This is a genomic window from Nostoc punctiforme PCC 73102 (genome assembly GCF_000020025.1).
Taxonomy (GTDB): Bacteria; Cyanobacteriota; Cyanobacteriia; order Cyanobacteriales; family Nostocaceae; genus Nostoc; species Nostoc punctiforme.
On record NC_010628.1, the window covers coordinates 2,703,485 to 2,722,047 of the forward strand.

Here is an 18,563-nt window from a genome sequence, read left to right on the forward strand (position 1 = left end):
AATTGTATTATGGCTGCTACTTCTAACCAGATTAAATCCAAGGTTTGGGACAACAAGCAAGAGTATCACTTAACTATAGAGTCTTTAAGAATGCTGTTGGAAAACCGAATTCCTTTAATTCGGCTAAAAGAATTTGCTACACCCCAAGAGTGTGAAATATTAGTTGCTCAAGCTGAATTATTCAACTTCGACTGCTATCAAAATGTGAATCCCAAGATTGAGCGAATTGGTATCACAGTGTTTGAATATAATCGCATTAGTAAAGCAGCTTATTTTCAAGCAGTAGAACGCACAACTAAATTAAGAGACTGCATTATGGCAGCCTCTTTTAATCCATTAGAACGCTTAATGGTGAAAATTCAAGAGTGTACAGGCGCGACTGTACGAATTGCTTCGGAACCACTCTATGGTAGTTATTATGCAGGACTGATCAGAAAAATAGAGCAGGGTACTCAACTTCATATTGATTATGCTCCGTTAGAACAATCAAAATGGGAAATTGGTACAGTTATTTATCAACTTTCTTGGAATTTGTACTTGAAATTTTCTCCAAACAATCATGGTCAAACACGCATTTACGATCGCCAGTGGCAACCAGGAGATGAGCAATATAAACTCGATTCCTACGGCTATGGTGATACAGTAATTGCAGATGCAGACACGATCGCCTTCCAACCTTATGTAGGAGATGTGTTCATTTTCAATACACGCAACTATCACACTGTTGAGCCGATGGATGGACAACGTGTGACTTTCACCTCTGCGATCGGATTACTACCTAACGGTGAAATTATTTTGTGGTCTTGAAAGTGAGCAGCAGGAAGCAATTTGGTAAATATAGTGAGGAAGTGATTCATGCCCTTAGCCGCTGTGATGACTGCACCTAATCAACCAGTTGAAGTGCAACAATTACCAGAGCCGATTCTGGAAAAGGGTGGAATCATTATTGAAACCTTATATTCTGAGGTTTGTGGAACTGATGTACATTTATTACATGGGCGTTTAGAGGGAGTACCATATCCTATCATCCCTGGACACTTCTCAGTTGGTCGTGTGGTGGAAACAGGTGGAGCAGTTAGTGATGTCAATGGTAAATTAATTCAGCCTGGAGCGATCGCTACTTTTTTAGATGTCCACGAAACCTGTTACAACTGCTGGTATTGTCTAGTAGCCAAAGCATCCACTCGCTGTCCAAAACGTAAAGTTTATGGTGTCACCTACTCAGCCAAAGATGGGTTGCTGGGTGGGTGGTCTGAATTAATTTACCTCAAACCAGGGGTTAAAGTTCTCACTTTACCCGAAGAAGTCTCACCAAAGCAATTCATTGCTGGAGGATGTGCTTTACCAACTGCACTACACGCTATTGATCGAGCGCAGATTCAAATTGGTGATGTCGTCGTGGTGCAGGGTTGCGGACCTGTGGGTTTGAGTGCGGCAATTCTAGCTTTGCTCTCAGGTGCGGGCAAAGTAATTGTAATTGATAAATTTGAGAGCCGATTAGTAGTTGCAAAATCTTTCGGTGTAGATGAAACCCTTGCAATTAGGGCTGATGATCCACGACAACATATTGAGCGAGTTTTGGAATTAACCAACGGACACGGCGCTGATGTCACTATTGAAGCTACAGGCATTCCTATTGCTGTCAAAGAGGGCTTAAATATGACCAGAAATGGAGGTCGCTATGTTATTGTCGGGCATTACACAAACACGGGTGAGATTCTCATCAATCCACACTTAGAGATTAATCTAAAGCATATTGATATTCGCGGAACTTGGGGAATTGATTTCAGCCATTTTTATAGAATGATTGAATTACTAAAACGTCATAGCGATTCCAGTAAAAATATTGCTTGGTCAAGCATAATTAGTCGTTCATATACACTAAAAGAAATTAATCAAGCACTCGTAGATGTAGAGCAAGGCTCTGTATTAAAAGCTGTGATTCAACCTAATCTGTCTTGATGCCAAGATATCAAATGACTTAGATAATAGGGAGAAGATATGCTCGAAGATTTACAAATTGCCTTTATCGGCGGTGGCACGATGGGCGAAATGATAATTAGTAGATTGTTATTAACGAAAATTGTTCCAAAAGCCGATCTAATTATAGTCAGCGATCCAGTTTCTGCGCGATGCCTTCATTTAGAAAGGGAATATGGAGTACGTACTACAACCTCCAATATAGAAGCGGTTCTTGGCGCATCTATTGTGATATTAGCGGTGAAGCCGCAGGTTTTAGCAGAGGTTCTAGGTATGCTTAAGGATAAAATTCCACCTAATGCTTTAGTAATTAGTATTGTGAGTGGAGCGAATATTTCATCTCTGTGCCAAGGGTTGAATCATCCTGCTGTTGTCCGTACAATGCCCAATATTGCAGTACAAGTTGGTCATGGGACTACAGTGTGGAGTGCATCATCAAGTGTGACAGAGATACAGCGATCGCATACCCAAGTCATTTTACAAGCATTAGGTAAGGAATTTACTACCCAAAATGAACATTACCTTGATATGGCAACGGCGTTGAGTAGCGCGGGGACTGGATTTGTGTTTCTCTACATCGAAGCGATGATTGATGCTGGCGTTCAGATGGGTTTAACTCGGACACAAGCCCAAGAACTAACATTGCATACGATTGCTGGTAGTGTAGAACTGATGTTTCAGACTCATGAACATCCAGCAGTTTTACGAAACAAGGTAACAAGCCCAGGGGGAGTCACTGCTGCTGGTCTTTACGAGTTAGAAAAAGGTGGTATGAGAACTGTTATTTCTAATGCAGTACTTGCCGCTTTGAGCCGCAATCAACAATTAGGTAATATCAGTTAAAAAATTAGCGCTGATTGGGGTTACTCATTTGGTACTTATTACTGATTATTCAACACTAAAAAGTATTAAAGCTGATAAAAGATTTTAATTTATTTCTCAAATATGCCAACCCAAGTTGTTCAAGCTCAACCCTCAAAGAATGTTTTTTCAGATTTTATCCAATTCTGGGAAAATGCCAAAGCGATCGCTGGGCCTTACTGGTATCCAACAAAGCCAGGACAAAGAGCATTCTCAGACGTAATTCGTGCATGGGGAATGCTTATTCTCCTAATATTACTAATAATTGCATTTGTAGGTGTAACTGCTTTTAATAGTTTTATTAATCGCTACATAGTTGATATCATACTTCAAGAAAAAGATTATTCTAAATTTATTAATATTATATCTTTTTATGCTGCTGGTCTTGTCTTGGTAACGCTTTTATTAGGATTTTCTAAATTTGTTAGGAAACAAATTGCTCTTGATTGGTACAAATGGCTTAATAATCAGATTTTAGATAAATATTTAAGCAATCGTGCTTATTATAAAATTAATTTTAAAGCTGATATTGATAACCCAGATCAACGTTTATCCCAAGAGATTGAACCAATTACCAGTAATGTCCTCTATTTTTCAGCTACTTTTCTAGAAAAAGTACTGGAAATGATAACTTTTACAGCAATTATCTGGTCAATTTCCCAACAGATTGCTGTTGCTCTGGTTATTTACACAATTATGGGCAATTTGATTGCTGTCTACTTAAATCAAGAATTAAATAGTATTAATCAAGCAGAAATTGAATCTAAAGCTGACTATAATTACTGCCTAACTCATGTTCGCACTCACGCTGAATCAATAGCTTTTTTTAGGGGAGAAAAACAAGAATTAAATATAATTGAACGCCGATTTACTAAGTTGATAACAAATATTAAACGCAAGATTGATTGGGAGAGAAATAGAGACATTTTTAACAGAGCATATCAGGTTGCCATAGAACTTTTTATGTTATTCATACTTGCGCCTTTGTATATTAAAGGTGAAATTGATTTCGGACAAGTTGGACAAGCTAGTGTAGCTAGCTTTATGTTTGCTACTGCTTTGGGAGAACTAATAACTGCTTTTGGCAGTTCTGGAAATTTTTCGAGTTACGTTGAGCGTTTAGCTGAGTTTTCGAGTGCGTTAGAAGAAGTGACTAAACAACCGGAGAATGTAAGCACTATTAAAATAATAGAAGAAAACCATCTTGCTTTTGAGAATGTTACCTTACAAACGCCTAACTATGAACAGGTAATCATCGAAGACTTGTCCTTGTCTGTTCAACCGGGAGAAGGTTTATTGATTGTTGGGCCAAGTGGTCGAGGTAAAAGTTCTTTATTGCGAGCGATCGCTGGTTTGTGGAATGCAGGAACTGGCCGTTTAGTGCGACCTCCATTAGAAGAAGTTTTATTTTTACCCCAACGTCCTTACATAATTTTGGGAACTTTGCGCGAACAATTGCTCTATCCTAATACCAGTCGTCAAATGACTGATGCAGAACTCAAAGAAGTTTTGCAACAGGTCAACCTACAAAACTTACTGAGTCGAGTCGATGGCTTTGATACAGAAGTTCCTTGGGAGAATATATTATCGATAGGAGAACAACAACGTTTGGCTTTTGCACGACTGTTAGTTACTCATCCTAGCTTTACTATATTGGATGAAGCAACGAGTGCTTTAGATTTGCAAAATGAAGGTAGTTTATATCAAAAGTTACAATCAACGAAAACAACATTTATCAGTGTTGGGCATCGGGAAAGTCTTTTTGATTATCATCAATGGGTTTTGGAACTTTCACAAGATTCCAGCTGGCAACTTGTGACTGTGCAGGATTATCGAAATCAAAAAGCAATAAATATTCAAAGCACGTCTAATAATGAGCCGCGAAGTCAATCACAAATATTGACGGAAACAATCACAAGTGAAAAGCTCACTCATAAGGAAATAAGTGAATTAACTAACTATTCCATTAGCACTATTAGAAGTAAGGCAAGCAAAGGAGATTCTATTACTACTAGGGATGGCTTGACGTACCGCTATGACAAGAACTCAAGTGTGTTGAAATGGCTAAGAGTTTAGCAGTTAGACAATCTGTTCAGTCTGTTGAATTATCATTTGTGAAAGAATAGTTTTCTATTTTGATTTGTAAAAATCGTCCTTGCTCAGAACCCCGAGTTTTTTAAAAAATTGGGGTTTTTGTTGTTCACTAATGACTTATGACTGGTGTGTATAGAAATCTGGTTTATTATTAAACATAATTATGTATGAAAGAAGTTAACAGCAAATAAAATAGGCAAGAGTAGGGGTGGGTTTAAAAATGTTATCAATTACTAATGATGATCTCGGCGAATTCGCCCTTACTTGTTCAATAATCAAATAAAATTACTATGCTCTTGATTACTTAACTTATAATTATTAAATAATTTTTTCTTAACTTTCTTAACTTTCTTAACTTTCCTAACTACCTTATAAAAATTACTTCTTAACTGTCTTAACTGACCTTGAAAATATATTTAATTAATGATATATTTTTAGTTGAAAAATCAATTTAATTTCAGGAAAAATCTATGCCTACAAACACAGTCAAAACAGTGGATGTTGTAGCAGTACCATTCTTTGCGCGTTTCTTGGAAGAGCAAGCTACTGAAGGAACAGAGGTTCCTTGGACTTACAAGTTTCCTTCAGATTTGGAAGATAGATAATTTCTTTACTCTTCTACATTTGAAAGTACCTTCCCGATCGGTAAGATACCTTGTAATTGGCTGAATCATAATTTCATAGAGTAGCAGTTATCAAATAAGTAAAGACTACTCATAGAAATGCGATAGCGCAGAGCGCCCGTCGTAGGCGATCGCTTTTATATTACCTTTTCCAAACATGGAGGTGATTGCTTTTTCTAGTTCCCTAAATGCTTCAAAGATTTTTGGGTATTGAAAGCAACTTATTTGCTATTTCTTAATAGCTACCTCCTAAAATTATCAAAAAAATATATGCACCTGTCTCGTGATGTTGTTTTATTAATCACTTACAGTGGTGATTTCTTCACAATAGATAGAGTGGCAGAAGCCTTATCAAAAAAAGGGGTGCAACCATTTCGTCTAGATACTGATAAGTTTCCTCTAGAAGTGCAATTAACAGCACATTTTGATAAGTCTAAAAGCTACCACACTATAGAATGTAACAACCGCTCTATCAGCACAGAGCAGGTGCAAGCTGTATGGATGCGTCGTATTTGGGAACCACAACTGAGTCAAGAATTAGCGCCAAAGTTCCGAGAAGCCTGCATTAAAGAATCACAAGCAACTTTAGATGGTTTTTGGGACAGCCTGAAGGAAACTACGTGGGTAGATAATTTAGAGCGGATAGATTATGCAAGTAACAAGCTGCGTCAACTGCGGATTGCGTCTGAAGTAGGTTTTGTTATTCCCCAGACTCTTATTACCAACAAAGCCCAAGCAGCACGAGAGTTTTTTCAGCAAGTTAACGGCAAAATGGTGAGCAAGCTCTTAACTGCTCTTTCCCGTAGTATGGAAGCGAACTCTTCGTTTTTTCTGTACACCAGCATTGTTAAGGAAGAAGACTTACAAGATGCAGAGTCACTACGCTATTGCCCAATGGTTTTTCAAGAGCAAATTCCAAAGCAACAGGAATTACGGGTGGTGTATGTGAATGGTAATGTATTTGTGGGGGCGCTAAATGCAGATATGTATGCAGCAGCCAAAGTTGATTGGCGTAAACCTGGTGTTGAGATTGGCGCATGGCAACATCATCAGCTTCCCGATCAAGTAGTTCGCCGTCTCAAAGCCTTTATGGGGAAATTTGGGCTGTTGTTTGGAGCGTTAGATTTCATCGTTACACCATCAGGCGAATACGTCTTTTTGGAAATCAACCCTGTAGGGGAGTGGGGAATGCTGGAAAAGGATTTGGACTTACCCATTGCAAGTGCGATCGCAGAAGCCCTACTTCAAAGAATGAATAATTAAAAATTTAATATTTGATATTAGCCTGCGGCAAGCCACCCAAAAGGTGTCTACATACTTCACACTTCATGCTTTTTATGACCGTATTAATAGTCACGTTTAGTAAAGATAACGAAAGCATTCCTCTGGTCATCAAAGAAATTGAGGCTAGAGGAGAAAAAGCATTTCGGTTTGACACAGACAGATATCCCACCGAAGTCAAGCTAGATATTTACTCCGGGGATACTGAACGGGTAATTATTACTGATGGCGAACAAAAGCTAAATTTGAGTGAAGTCTCCTCAGTTTGGTATCGGCGGATGCGCTACGGACAAAAAATCCCCGACTCAATGGACAAGCAATACAGAGATGCGTCGATTAATGAATGTCGCGCCACAGTCAGGGGTATGATTGCCAGCCTTCAGGGATTCCACTTCGATCGAATGTCCAATGTGGATCGGGCTAATAATAAGCAACTACAATTGCAAGTTGCACGAGAAGTCGGTCTTCTAACTCCACGTACCCTGACTTCAAACAATCCAGAAGCAGTCAAGCAATTTGCTCAAGAGTGTAATCAAGGTATAGTTACCAAGATGCTTTCTTCCTTTGCTATTTATGACGATCGGGGGCGAGAAAACGTTGTGTTTACCACCCCAGTTACAAATGACGATCTGGAGAATATGGAAGGGCTACATTTTTGTCCGATGACCTTTCAAGAAAATGTGCCCAAGGCGCTGGAGTTGCGGACAACTATTGTTGGACACCGCGTATTTACTGCCGCAGTAGATTCCCAAAGCTTGTCAGGATCTACTTACGACTGGCGCAAAGAGGGGAGAGCCTTAGTTAAAAATTGGCAACTCTACGACTTGCCAGAAGATATTGAGAAAAAACTGCTCAAACTGATGGCTTATTTTGGCTTAAACTATGGAGCAATTGATATTATTGTCACGCCCGATGGTCGCCATGTATTCCTCGAAGTTAACCCAGTCGGGGAATTTTTTTGGATGGAGATCTATTCACCACACTACCCTATTTCGCAAGCGATCGCAGAAGTATTACTGACTAATAAAAATTAGGTGATGAGCCTTGTATATTTTTATCGTCTTATATTTCGAAAAGTGTTAGTGAGATTTCACTATTAAGTTTATTAATATTAAATTCCTTATTTAAAATTACGAAATTATTGATATTTGGAGATTAAATCCTTGTGATAAACCTAGTAAATACACAAACAGTTTTGACATTTGATGGGGAAAAAGATTATATAGATTTTGGCAGAAACGATATTGGCGGCGTTTTCGCTCAAGGGAGTTCAGCTTTTACGGTTTCAGGATGGGTAAATCCACATGAACTAACAAATAAAGCTACTAGCTACGGGACGCGCAATGTATTTTTTGCCCGTTCTTCAGAGAGATACAGCGATAACTTTGAATTCGGCATCAGTGAAACAGGAAGCCTAGATGTCTACATTGATGAAAGTGTTAGCAAGGGTATCAAAACCTTTGGACAAGGAGAACTAACTATAGGGCAATGGCACTTCTTTGCTATTGTTTTTAATAGTAGTCAGCTAACCGTATATCTTGACGATCGTGAATATAGCGATTCTCTTAGAGGTTTATCTTTAAACAAAGCCACAAGTTCTATAACTCTGGGAGCAACGTTACACAAACAGGTCTATTTCAAAGGACAATTAGCAAATATTAGCGTTTGGAATTATCCCTGTACTCAAGCACAAATTCAGACTCATCGTTGTGGGCTAATAGCCGGTGATGAAGAAGGATTAGTGGCTTACTGGAAATTGGACGAAGGACAAGGCACAACTGTCAAAAACCAAACTGGAAAGTCCTATCAAGGAAATTTTCGTGGTAATCCTATTTGGACTTTAGCAGAAATTCCATTCGCAACACAATCATCAAATCCAGTTCCATTTGTAGGAGAATTATCCAATCAAGAAGATATAAAAGAAGAGATCCAAACTGAGACAGCAGTTATTCCTGAAGAAAATATTTCACCACTAACCACAAATTTATTAGCAGCAACGGTATCGTTAGTAAGCGACGACGAAAACCAACCAAAGAAAATTCAACAAACAGGAATAAACAGCGAAGAATCCGAGATTATTCCAACTGCGATCGCTCTCAGTCCACATGACGAAGAAACCAAAACACACCAAGCTGAAGATCCCGTAAATATCCAACAAGCACAAATACTAACTCAGGAGGAATCGGTAGAAGCTATGAATACAAAAGCCCATCCCAAATATAAAATACTTTCCATTGATGGAGGCGGTATTCGAGGCATTATTCCTGCATTACTCCTAGCAGAAATTGAAAGGCGGACACAAAAGCCCATATTTAGTTTGTTTGATTTAATTACTGGCACTTCCAGTGGCGGAATTTTAGCACTTGGACTAACTAAACCACGATTAAGTTCCGATGTATCTGATAACTTGCCAGTAGCTGAATACACTGCTGAGGATCTTTTACAGCTATTTCTTGAGTATGGGGTAGAAATATTTTATGAGCCGTTGTTTGAAAGACTACTTGGCCCATTAGAGGATATATTTCTCCAGCCAAAATACCCTTCTGAAGGCAAAGAAGAAATTTTTAGGCAATATTTTGGTAATGCACCTCTAGAAAATAATCTCAAAGAAGTTTTTGTAACGAGTTACGATCTTGAGCAGCGAATTCCGATATTTTTTACAAACCAACCAGAAAAACAGCAAATAGAATCTAAGAATTTTCAGAAGTTATGTGGCGGTTTTTCGCTCCTAGATGCAGCATTGGCAACTAGTGCCACTCCGACTTATTTTGCTCCTCATCGGCTTGTAAACCCCCATAATAGCGGTATTGCCTATACTTTAATCGATGGTGGAGTATTTGCTAATAATCCAGCCCATTTAGCTATTTTAGAAGCACAAATTAGTAGTAAACGAAAAGCCCAAAAAGTCCTCAATACAGAAGATATTTTAGTAGTTTCTTTAGGTACAGGTTCACTGACGAGTGTCTACCCTTATAAAGAAGTCAAAAATTGGGGACTTTTGCAATGGGGAAGACCGCTTTTAAATATTATGTTTGATGGTGGTAGTGAAGTGGTAGCTGGAGAATTAGAACAGTTGTTTGAACCTAGCGATCAAGAGGCTAAAAGTTTTTATTATCGCTTTCAAACCTTGTTAGATAGTGAATTAGAAGAAATAGATAATACCAAACTCCAAAATACTCGTCAGTTACAAGCTATAGCCCATCGACTAATATCTAACAAAAGTCAACAAATCGATGAAATGTGTAGTCTTTTGTTGGGCTAACTCACATTTCTTACATCTTGCACCAGTTAGTTGGTGCAAGATGTAAGAATTTTAATTTCTTCACAAAAGAAATTAGTAACGACTCTCTTAGTCACGTTTTCACTTTATAAGGATTGTAGGTAAGTACAATGGATGAACTCGTCAAAAAAATTTCCGGTTTAGGCCTTCCTGGCATACTTTTCGTGATCGCAACGGGTGCATCAGGGGGTAATGTCGCCGCCGTTGTCGCTATGCTTTCATCGCTGGGCGGGCCTTTAGGCCTCTTAGGAGGTTTGGGCTTGCTTGGGCTGGTAGCTATTCTAGGGGAATATATAGCGGGATTTGGAATTGAAAACATTCTCAAGCTCATCTATACAGAACGTAGCAAAACTGAATCTGTCAGATTTCTTCTCAAAGAAATTCAAGAATTGCCCATTTCAGATGAGTTAAAACTCAAACTGAAACATCATATTAGCCCAGTAGTCGTTACTGAGCCTGACGAAGGCCCTTTTCCGAGAACAGTCGAAATTGTTGATGAGGAACCATTGACCTAGTGCATTCGATTTGATCCCTCTAGCCCCACGCCAGTTGCTACCCTGCTTTAATGCTGACAGCGTAGCTTGGTTCCCCGTAGGGTACAAGTCGGGAAACCTACTCACAGCGCTGGCTCCCCTTAAAAGGGGGAAAATTTAATTAAATTCCTCCTTAAAAAGGGGAATTTATGGGGATCTACAAATCTCGAATACAACACTATAAAAGTTTTCAGACATTCTCTAAAAGGAAAAATGGCCTTTGAGTCTAACTTGATTCTCAAAGGCCATTTGAAAATTCCTAGTGTAATTAGTAACGGCTACATTTTTAGAATATGCAAACTCCATCTGTGCGTGAGCAAAACACAACAAATCCTTTTTCAGCCTTGATTCAATTTTGGCAGGATGTGAAAGTAGTTGCTCAACCTTATTGGTATCCAACAAAAGCAGAAGGAAGAGCCTTTTCAGATGTAATTCGCTCATGGGGAATGCTCATTGTCTTAGTATTATTAATAGTTGTAATTGTCGGTGCCAATGCTGCAAATAGTTACTGGAATCGCTATGTAATTGATATCGTTATTGAACAGAGAGACCTTGATAAATATAATAGTACTTTATGGCTGTCTAGTCTCATTATTGTCGGGATGGTCTTGTTAGTAACTCTTTTGAGATATGTCAGAAAAAAAATAATTCTTGACTGGTACAAATGGCTAAATATTCATGTTTTAGAAAAATATTTAAGCAATCAAGCTTATTATAAAATCAATTTTAAATCTGATATAGATAATCCAGATCAACGCTTATCCCAAGAAATAGAACCCATTACTAGTATTGGCTTGAGATTTTCATCTTCTTTACTAGAAAAATCTTTAGAAATGGTCAGTGCTTTGATAATCCTCTGGATAGTTTCTTCACAAATTGCAATATATTTAATTATTTATACAATTATAGGTAATTTAATAGCTGTTTACTTTAATCAAGCAATAAATAAAGTTAACCAAGAAGAACTTGCATTTAAAGCAGATTTTGCCTATTGCTTAACTCATGTTCGTAATCACGCTGAATCAATCGCTTTTTTTCAGGGGGAAGATGAAGAATTAAATATAATTAAGCGCCGATTTAATAATGTTTTAAAAACTGCTGAACGCAGGCTGAATTTGGAGAGGGGACAAGACGCTTTTGGCAGAGCATATCAGTCTGCCATTAGCGTATTCTCGATGTTTATTCTTACACCTTTATTTCTTCAAGATCAAATTGATTATGGACAAATAAACCAAGCTAGTTTTGCTTGCTTTATGTTTTCTAATGCTCTAGGAGAACTAATAGCCGAGTTTGGAATTTCAGGACGATTTTCTGGCTATGTAAAGCGTTTAGCAGAGTTTTCAGATGCGCTACAGGCTGCTAGTAAACAACCAGAGAACGTCAGTACTATTAAAATTATAGAAGAAGAACGTTTAGCTTTCGAGAATGTCACTTTACAAACGCCAAATTATGAACAGGTAATCGTCGAAAACTTGTCACTAGCTGTTGATCCAGGAGAAGGTTTATTGATTGTTGGCCCTAGTGGTAGGGGTAAAAGTTCTTTGTTGAGAGCGATCGCTGGTTTGTGGAATGCGGGAACTGGCCGTCTAGTTCGTCCTCCTCTAAAAGAAGTATTATTCTTACCGCAACGCCCTTATATCATTTTAGGGACTTTGCGCGAACAATTGCTCTATCCTCACACAGACAGAAAAATGAGCGATCGCGAACTTGAACACATTTTGCAACAAGTTAACCTGCAACACTTACTTACCCGTGTAGACAGCTTTGATACAGAAGTTCCTTGGGAAAATATATTGTCTTTAGGAGAACAACAACGCCTCGCTTTTGCGCGGCTATTAATTACACATCCTAGTTTCACTGTCTTAGATGAAGCAACGAGTGCTTTAGACTTAAATAACGAAGGTAATTTATATCAACAGTTACAATCAACGAAAACAACTTTTATCAGTGTTGGACATAGAGAAAGCTTATTTAATTATCATCAATGGGTGTTAGAACTTTCACAAGATTCTAGTTGGCAACTTGTTTCTATACAAGATTACCAATTGCAAAAAGGAATTGCTGTTAACCCATCACAAAAAGAGCAAATTCCGATAGATATTTACCCGAAAAATGAACTCAAAATAAAACTAGAATCAGCAGCAACCGCCACAATTATAGGACTTTCTCATAAAGAGCTTCAGACATTAACAGACTATTCTCTTAGTACTATCAGAACCAAGGCTAGTCAAGAAAAGTCTGTGACTACTAAGGATGGTGTAACCTACCGCTATAACAAAAACCCGGAGGTATTGAAATGGGTAATAGATTAAGGCTATATGGTTAAAGTTATCTCAATTATATCGACAACAGGGTAAGCGCATCTAATTTTGTAGCTAAATAAACAGATGATTTTGCACAATTACTAAAGCGTTATTCCCATTAGTTGTAAATGGGTTTGAAGTGATTAAATCAGATTATTTGGCGGAATTGACCACGAATTCTGACATACTGTTCAATGGAGTTGCGGCAGAGTTGGATAGTCTGTGTAGCCATGTTCACTACCACCATAGAACGTCCTGATATCACCTTTGCTCAGAGGGGCATTGAGTCGTAGCCGCTCGACTAAGTCAGGGTTAGAGATGAATGGTCGCCCGAAAACTATGGCATCAGCCCGCCTGCTTGTAATTGCTTCATCACCCTGTTGTCGATCAAAACCACCCACAGCCAGCAGTGTTCCTTGGTAAACGGTACGTAGGAGATCGATAGGGTTGAAGTTCGGTGCAGTTCCTCTGGCATAACCTTGGTTATACCCAACGTGCAAGTATGCCAAACCGAGTGGACTAAGTGCTTTTGCAACATAAGTGTAAGTTTCAGCAGGATTGTCATCGAATGTATCGTTGACTGTGAAGCCGGGGGCGATCTTGACTCCAATCTGCTCTGCTCCCCGAACCTTACAGAGAGCATTGACCACTTCGAGCGTAAAGCGAGTTCGATTTTCCAATGTGCCACCATAGGCATCGGTGCGTTGGTTGGAGCCACTGACTTGGAACTGGTTGGGTAGGTATCCAGTTGCTGCATGAAGTTCCACACCATCAAAACCTGCTTCAATAGAGAGTTCCGCAGCTCTGCGGAACTCCTCTACGATTTCGGGTATTTCGGACAACTCTAACGGACGGGGTATCTCGAAAGGGACTTTGCCATCCCAAACGTGAACTTCTTCGGACACCACCGGGACAGCCGAAGGGGCGATCGGTCGGGCATGGTTAGGTAATAGAGAGGAGTGTGACACCCGTCCAGCGTGCATCAGTTGCACAAATATCCGACCCCCAGCAGCATGAACTGCATCTGTTACTTTTCGCCAGCCTCCAACCTGCTCCTGGTTATGCAGCCCAGGACAGGTTGTATAGCCCCGCCCCATTGGAGAAGGATGCGTTCCTTCGGTAATAATGAGTCCCGCCGAAGCTCTTTGGGTGTAGTATTCGACCATTTATCGAGGTAGGTACACAGTCAGTAGTAGCTCGGAGACGGGACATGGGAGACATGATGATGCGGTTGGTCAGGTCAAGCGAACCTAGTCTAACTGGCGTGAACAGTCCTGATTTTTCTGGCATTCGTATTTTCCTCTCAAAAACTACTTGCGGCCTATGGCAGACATCCGATCGCTGTTTTCAATGCTTATTAACGCAGATAAACGCTACAATGATGCGGCAATTTAAGCAGATAATTATGGTCATGTTTGACAAAAAAATAAATCTATATGCATAGACGAGCGCACTTATATTTGTTTTTAGGAGTATTAACGAGTTCTAGCTGTTTTGTTTTCAGTGTAGCAGCCCAAGTCCCATCTAATTCGCAGCAGTCCTCGACTCGGAGTGAAGCTCAAGCTGCTAGTTGGTTTGAAGCTCATCGCGCGCAGCCAGCAGCTTTACGAGCATTTGTACAACGAATGCCGAAGGGAGGAGATATCCACAGTCATCTAAGCGGAGCTGTGTACGCAGAACACTATCTGGAGTGGGCTGCCACCGATGGGTATTGTGTGAATCCAAAGGTGGGGGCTTTAGTTGAACCTAAAGCTTGCGGTCAGGACAGTAGCTATTTTCCAGCTTCCGAATTGTTAAACCGAACATCTGTTTATGATTCCCTAATAAATCGTTGGTCTACTCGTAACCTCGAATTTGCTGGAAAATCAGGACACGACCAATTTTTTGAGGCTTTTAGTGGTTTTGGACCAATATCAGATTCTATGAGCCGTCGGGATGATATGGTCGCGGAAGTAGCAAATCGGGCAGCTTCGCAGCATATTACCTATCTAGAGTTAATGCTTACCGTTCAGGGCAGTGAGGTTCGACAGCTAGGGCGTGAAGTTGGTTGGAATAAAGATTTTGCTCTGATGCACAGTCAATTGCTCAAAGGAGGATTAACCAAGCTAGTCATACTTGGCAGCCAGCAATTAGCACAGTTGGAGCGCGAAGTCTGGAAAACACTTGGTTGCGGAACTCTATCAGCACAGCCCGGATGTGCAGTAACGGTGCGCTATTTGCAGCAAACGACAAGAACAAAGTCGCCCGTTGAAGTGTTTGCTCAGTTAGCTTATGCCTTTGAATTAGCTTCATCGGAAAAGCGTGTGGTTGGCATCAATCTAGTCGCCCCGGAAGATAACCCGATTGCACTGCGCGACTATACCCTGCAAATGCAAATGCTGCAATTTTTAAAACGCCAATTTCCCAATGTCAAGGTCGCGCTCCATTCTGGAGAGTTAACTCTGGGGTTGGTTCCGACAGAGGATTTACGTTTTCATATTCGGCAAGCTGTAGAAGTGGCCCAGGCATCTCGCATCGGACATGGCGTGGATATTCTTTTTGAGGAGCGTCCCTTCGAGTTGATGGAGCAAATGCGGCGACTCGGCGTGTTGGTCGAAATCTGCCTGACCAGTAATGAGGTCATTTTGAATGTCCAGGGAGATCAGCATCCTTTTAGGGAGTACTGGAAGGCTGGAGTACCAATGACCCTTGCTTCCGATGATGAAGGCATTTCCCGCATTGATTTGAGTCATGAGTATCTGTTAGCGGCAACGAGATATGGGCTGGGATATAAAGACCTCAAGCGACTGGCTCGCAATAGCTTAGAATATAGTTTCGCTCCGGGAAATAGTCTCTGGAAGTCGCCTGAGTTTAAGGAAATGGTTCCAACTTGTGCAAGCGATACCCCTGGTGAAACCTCTGTTTCTCAAGGGTGCAGTGCTTTTTTGCACAAGAACGAGCACGCGCGGATTCAATGGCAGCTAGAGTCAGAATTTGCTCGGTTTGAGTCATTGCGGAACTTGCTTTGATTGACTTTCACCAAAAATGTAGAGGAACGATTTACTTAGACAATGAAATCTCGGCACAAGGTTCAACACCAACACATCATTCATCGCTCCAATAGCCTACATCGGCAGGGCTTTCGGCAATAAGAGAAAGTAGCGATCGCTACTTTCTCCATTCCCAGATTTCCTTACTCAGCACCCCATCACCAGCAACCATATTCTGGGGAGCAACGCGATTTTCTGAAGTCGGATAAAAAACGAGCGATGCCTTCGGCGGGCTACGCCTACGCTAAAAAGTAACTTCAGTATATTTGTCAAATAGATACTTTTTAGATAGCTTTAGAGCTGATTCGTAAAGAAAATCTCAAGAGAACTAAAAGTGCATCTTTAAAAACTTCCACAACAATTTAATTCCCCAACGGAACCGATAAATATTTTTAGTTTCATCATCACTAACTGCTGCGTCTCCTGACGCAGGTAAATTAGTCACATTGGCGTTACTCAGTTTTTGCTTCTAAATCGCAAAAACTAATAACTCTATAGGCTTGAGCATTATCAGATGCACCAACTTTGATTAATCCAGTTGCATCCTCAAATTCTAGTAACGAAATTGTTTTTAATCTGCAAGACAAAGTATATATTTTCTTGTACTAATTCTTTGATAAATTTTAATCCGGCAAAGCCTCTATCCATGACACCAACAGCTTCAAAATTAAATATTTTTTAATACGGTCGAATTAATAGCTTTATCAAAAATGCCAAGCAAAATTTATTTACTACTTTTATAAATAGATTACATAGCTAATTAACATAATATAAATAAAAAATGAAATTAAAATGAAATACCAACCTGTCTTTAGGCAGAAATAAATATTAATCCATTAGAGAGAAGCAATATTGTAATTAAAGCTTTAGTCTAAGCATAAGAATCTGCCTTTAGAGCTATTTAAATTTTGATAAAACTTATAAAGTAACTTAAAATCTTGCCAAATTACTTTGTGGCATCAAAAAAAATCAACCGTAATTAATATGAAATTACTAATTATCAATTATGACTAGCATCGAACATTACGATATCATTATTATCGGTACAGGAGCCGGTGGAGGTACATTAGCCCACCGCCTTGCACCCACAGGTAAAAAAATTCTAGTACTGGAAAGAGGCGACTTTTTACCGAGAGAGAAAGCTAACTGGAATCCAGAGGAAGTCTATCAAAAACATCGTTACCATACTGATGAGCAATGGTATAACAAGGAAGGTAAAGCCTTTCAACCTCAGACAGGTTACTGGGTTGGTGGCAATACCAAACTCTATGGTGCAGCCCTAATTAGATTCCGAGAGCGAGATTTTGAAAGAGTAATTCATAAAGAAGGAATTTCTCCAGAATGGCCTTTGAAGTATCAAGACTTTGAGCCATACTACACCCAAGCAGAAAAGCTATATGACGTGCATGGACAGGAAGGAGAAGACCCCACCGAACCGCCTCGCAGCGAATCATATCCTTATCCGCCAGTGAGCCATGAGCCAGATATGCAGTCCCTTGCTGATGACATCCGGGAACTGGGTTACTATCCATTTCATTTACCACTAGGATTAAAGCTGAATGAAAGCGATCGCACCAAGAGTCCCTGCATTCGCTGCGATACCTTTGACGGATACCCCTGTCTCGTACATGCAAAAGCCGATGCCGATGTTAATGCTATTCGTCCGGCTCGTGAAAAATATGCCAATGTTACTCTTTTAACTAATACTAAAGTCTTGCGGCTGCATACTAGTGAGTCGGGACGAGAAGTGACGAAGATAGAAACTGAAATTGCAGGAGAGCAACATTGGTTCACAAGCGATATTGTGGTTGTTGCCTGTGGTTCTGTCAACTCAGCTGCTTTGCTGTTACGCTCTGCTAATGACAAACATCCCAACGGATTAGCAAATAGTTCCGATCAAGTGGGGCGGAATTTCATGAAACAACTGGAAACCGCCATAGTTTCCATACATCTAGAGGTGAATCACGCCAACTTTCAAAAAACGATCGCTGTCAACGATTTTTACTGGGGAGAGCCGGATTTTCCTTATCCGATGGGCATGGTGCAGAATACAGGTAATGTCCTAGCTGATATGATTCCCGGAGAAGCGCCGCCACTAATGGCTCCATTTATCAAGCTGATTCCTCATTTTGAGCGCCATTTGCTGGCCGAGCGATCGGTGGGCTGGTGGTTGCAAACAGAGGATTTACCAGACCCAAATAATCGGATTCGGGTGGTGGGCGACAAGATTCATGTTGACTATACACTGAACAATATCGAAGCAAGCGATCGCTTAATTCACCGATGGACATCTGTACTCAAGTCAATCCCTCACTCTGCTAAAAGCGTCTTGCCATTTAGCATTTATCCCCGCACTCATATACCAGAACAAGCAGTTGCTCATCAATGCGGTAGTTGTCGATTTGGCACAGATCCCAAAACCTCAGTCCTGGATCTCAATTGCCGTACCCATGATGTTGAGAATCTTTATATTGTAGATAGTAGTTTCTTTCCGTCAAATTCGGGAGTTAACCCCACACTCACGATTATGGCGAATGCATTGCGTGTTGGCGATCTGCTTGCAGCATCGCTTCTCTAAC

Annotated in this window: 13 protein-coding genes and 1 pseudogene; 12 read left to right on the forward strand and 2 right to left on the reverse strand. The window is 40.1% G+C overall.

The genetic code is table 11. The features are described 5' to 3' along the window. Window positions 1–9 precede the first annotated feature (9 nt). From NPUN_RS10990 to NPUN_RS11030, 10 genes are all read left to right on the forward strand, one after another. Window positions 10–807 carry a 2OG-Fe(II)-dependent halogenase WelO5 family protein gene (locus NPUN_RS10990; RefSeq protein WP_012408787.1) on the forward strand — a complete coding sequence of 266 codons (798 nt, stop codon included), beginning with the start codon at window positions 10–12 and terminating at the stop codon, window positions 805–807. A gap of 48 nt (window positions 808–855) precedes the next feature. Next, on the forward strand, window positions 856–1,962 hold the full coding sequence (locus NPUN_RS10995) for a zinc-binding dehydrogenase (protein ID WP_012408788.1): 1,107 nt from the start codon (window positions 856–858) through the stop codon (window positions 1,960–1,962). Between the two features lie 39 nt (window positions 1,963–2,001). Beyond that, the gene (proC, locus tag NPUN_RS11000; RefSeq protein WP_012408789.1) at window positions 2,002–2,823 is read left to right on the forward strand and encodes a pyrroline-5-carboxylate reductase; all 822 of its coding nucleotides are present in this window, start codon (window positions 2,002–2,004) and stop codon (window positions 2,821–2,823) included. Window positions 2,824–2,925: 102 nt separating this feature from the next. Further along, a complete protein-coding gene (locus NPUN_RS11005) occupies window positions 2,926–4,917 on the forward strand; it encodes an ABC transporter ATP-binding protein/permease (protein ID WP_012408790.1) in 1,992 nt (663 codons plus the stop codon). 488 nt (window positions 4,918–5,405) lie between these two features. Beyond that, on the forward strand, window positions 5,406–5,540 hold the full coding sequence (locus NPUN_RS38845) for a microviridin/marinostatin family tricyclic proteinase inhibitor (protein ID WP_083782369.1): 135 nt from the start codon (window positions 5,406–5,408) through the stop codon (window positions 5,538–5,540). A 288-nt stretch (window positions 5,541–5,828) separates the two neighbouring features. Beyond that, window positions 5,829–6,821 carry an MvdC family ATP-grasp ribosomal peptide maturase gene (locus tag NPUN_RS11010; protein ID WP_012408791.1) on the forward strand — a complete coding sequence of 331 codons (993 nt, stop codon included), beginning with the start codon at window positions 5,829–5,831 and terminating at the stop codon, window positions 6,819–6,821. Between the two features lie 74 nt (window positions 6,822–6,895). Next, window positions 6,896–7,873, forward strand: coding sequence for an MvdD family ATP-grasp ribosomal peptide maturase (locus NPUN_RS11015; RefSeq protein ID WP_041565327.1), 978 nt, complete (start codon window positions 6,896–6,898; stop codon window positions 7,871–7,873). A gap of 131 nt (window positions 7,874–8,004) precedes the next feature. Then, the gene (locus NPUN_RS11020) at window positions 8,005–10,101 is read left to right on the forward strand and encodes a patatin-like phospholipase family protein (RefSeq protein ID WP_012408793.1); all 2,097 of its coding nucleotides are present in this window, start codon (window positions 8,005–8,007) and stop codon (window positions 10,099–10,101) included. A gap of 128 nt (window positions 10,102–10,229) precedes the next feature. Then, window positions 10,230–10,634 carry a hypothetical protein gene (locus NPUN_RS11025; RefSeq protein ID WP_012408794.1) on the forward strand — a complete coding sequence of 135 codons (405 nt, stop codon included), beginning with the start codon at window positions 10,230–10,232 and terminating at the stop codon, window positions 10,632–10,634. 311 nt (window positions 10,635–10,945) lie between these two features. After that, window positions 10,946–12,964 carry an ABC transporter ATP-binding protein/permease gene (locus NPUN_RS11030; RefSeq protein ID WP_012408795.1) on the forward strand — a complete coding sequence of 673 codons (2,019 nt, stop codon included), beginning with the start codon at window positions 10,946–10,948 and terminating at the stop codon, window positions 12,962–12,964. A gap of 182 nt (window positions 12,965–13,146) precedes the next feature. Here NPUN_RS11030 and NPUN_RS11035 read toward each other — a convergent pair whose 3' ends face one another. Next, window positions 13,147–14,121 carry an alkene reductase gene (locus NPUN_RS11035; RefSeq protein ID WP_012408796.1) on the reverse strand — a complete coding sequence of 325 codons (975 nt, stop codon included), beginning with the start codon at window positions 14,119–14,121 and terminating at the stop codon, window positions 13,147–13,149. A gap of 270 nt (window positions 14,122–14,391) precedes the next feature. Between NPUN_RS11035 and NPUN_RS11040 the strand changes: the two genes are divergently transcribed. Further along, window positions 14,392–15,963 carry an adenosine deaminase gene (locus tag NPUN_RS11040; RefSeq protein ID WP_012408797.1) on the forward strand — a complete coding sequence of 524 codons (1,572 nt, stop codon included), beginning with the start codon at window positions 14,392–14,394 and terminating at the stop codon, window positions 15,961–15,963. A 355-nt stretch (window positions 15,964–16,318) separates the two neighbouring features. Here the strand turns inward: NPUN_RS11040 and NPUN_RS40625 are convergent. Next, a pseudogene (locus tag NPUN_RS40625) lies at window positions 16,319–16,644 on the reverse strand (hypothetical protein); the annotation flags it as partial. Window positions 16,645–16,990: 346 nt separating this feature from the next. Here NPUN_RS40625 and NPUN_RS11045 point away from each other — a divergent pair. Beyond that, entirely contained in the window at window positions 16,991–18,562 is a 1,572-nt protein-coding gene (locus NPUN_RS11045; RefSeq protein ID WP_012408798.1) for a GMC oxidoreductase, read from the forward strand. Window position 18,563 lies beyond the last annotated feature (1 nt).

Bases quoted from the DNA above. Each gene is read 5' to 3' on its own strand.
- NPUN_RS11015 (WP_041565327.1), top strand. From the start codon at position 6,896: ATGACCGTATTAATAGTCACGTTTAGTAAAGATAACGAAAGCATTCCT.
- NPUN_RS11025 (WP_012408794.1), top strand. From the start codon at position 10,230: ATGGATGAACTCGTCAAAAAAATTTCCGGTTTAGGCCTTCCTGGCATA.
- NPUN_RS11035 (WP_012408796.1), bottom strand. From the start codon at position 14,121: ATGGTCGAATACTACACCCAAAGAGCTTCGGCGGGACTCATTATTACC.
- NPUN_RS10995 (WP_012408788.1), top strand. From the start codon at position 856: ATGCCCTTAGCCGCTGTGATGACTGCACCTAATCAACCAGTTGAAGTG.
- NPUN_RS11005 (WP_012408790.1), top strand. From the start codon at position 2,926: ATGCCAACCCAAGTTGTTCAAGCTCAACCCTCAAAGAATGTTTTTTCA.
- NPUN_RS10990 (WP_012408787.1), top strand. From the start codon at position 10: ATGGCTGCTACTTCTAACCAGATTAAATCCAAGGTTTGGGACAACAAG.
- NPUN_RS11010 (WP_012408791.1), top strand. From the start codon at position 5,829: ATGCACCTGTCTCGTGATGTTGTTTTATTAATCACTTACAGTGGTGAT.
- NPUN_RS11045 (WP_012408798.1), top strand. From the start codon at position 16,991: ATGACTAGCATCGAACATTACGATATCATTATTATCGGTACAGGAGCC.
- proC (WP_012408789.1), top strand. From the start codon at position 2,002: ATGCTCGAAGATTTACAAATTGCCTTTATCGGCGGTGGCACGATGGGC.
- NPUN_RS11040 (WP_012408797.1), top strand. From the start codon at position 14,392: ATGCATAGACGAGCGCACTTATATTTGTTTTTAGGAGTATTAACGAGT.
- NPUN_RS11030 (WP_012408795.1), top strand. From the start codon at position 10,946: ATGCAAACTCCATCTGTGCGTGAGCAAAACACAACAAATCCTTTTTCA.
- NPUN_RS38845 (WP_083782369.1), top strand. From the start codon at position 5,406: ATGCCTACAAACACAGTCAAAACAGTGGATGTTGTAGCAGTACCATTC.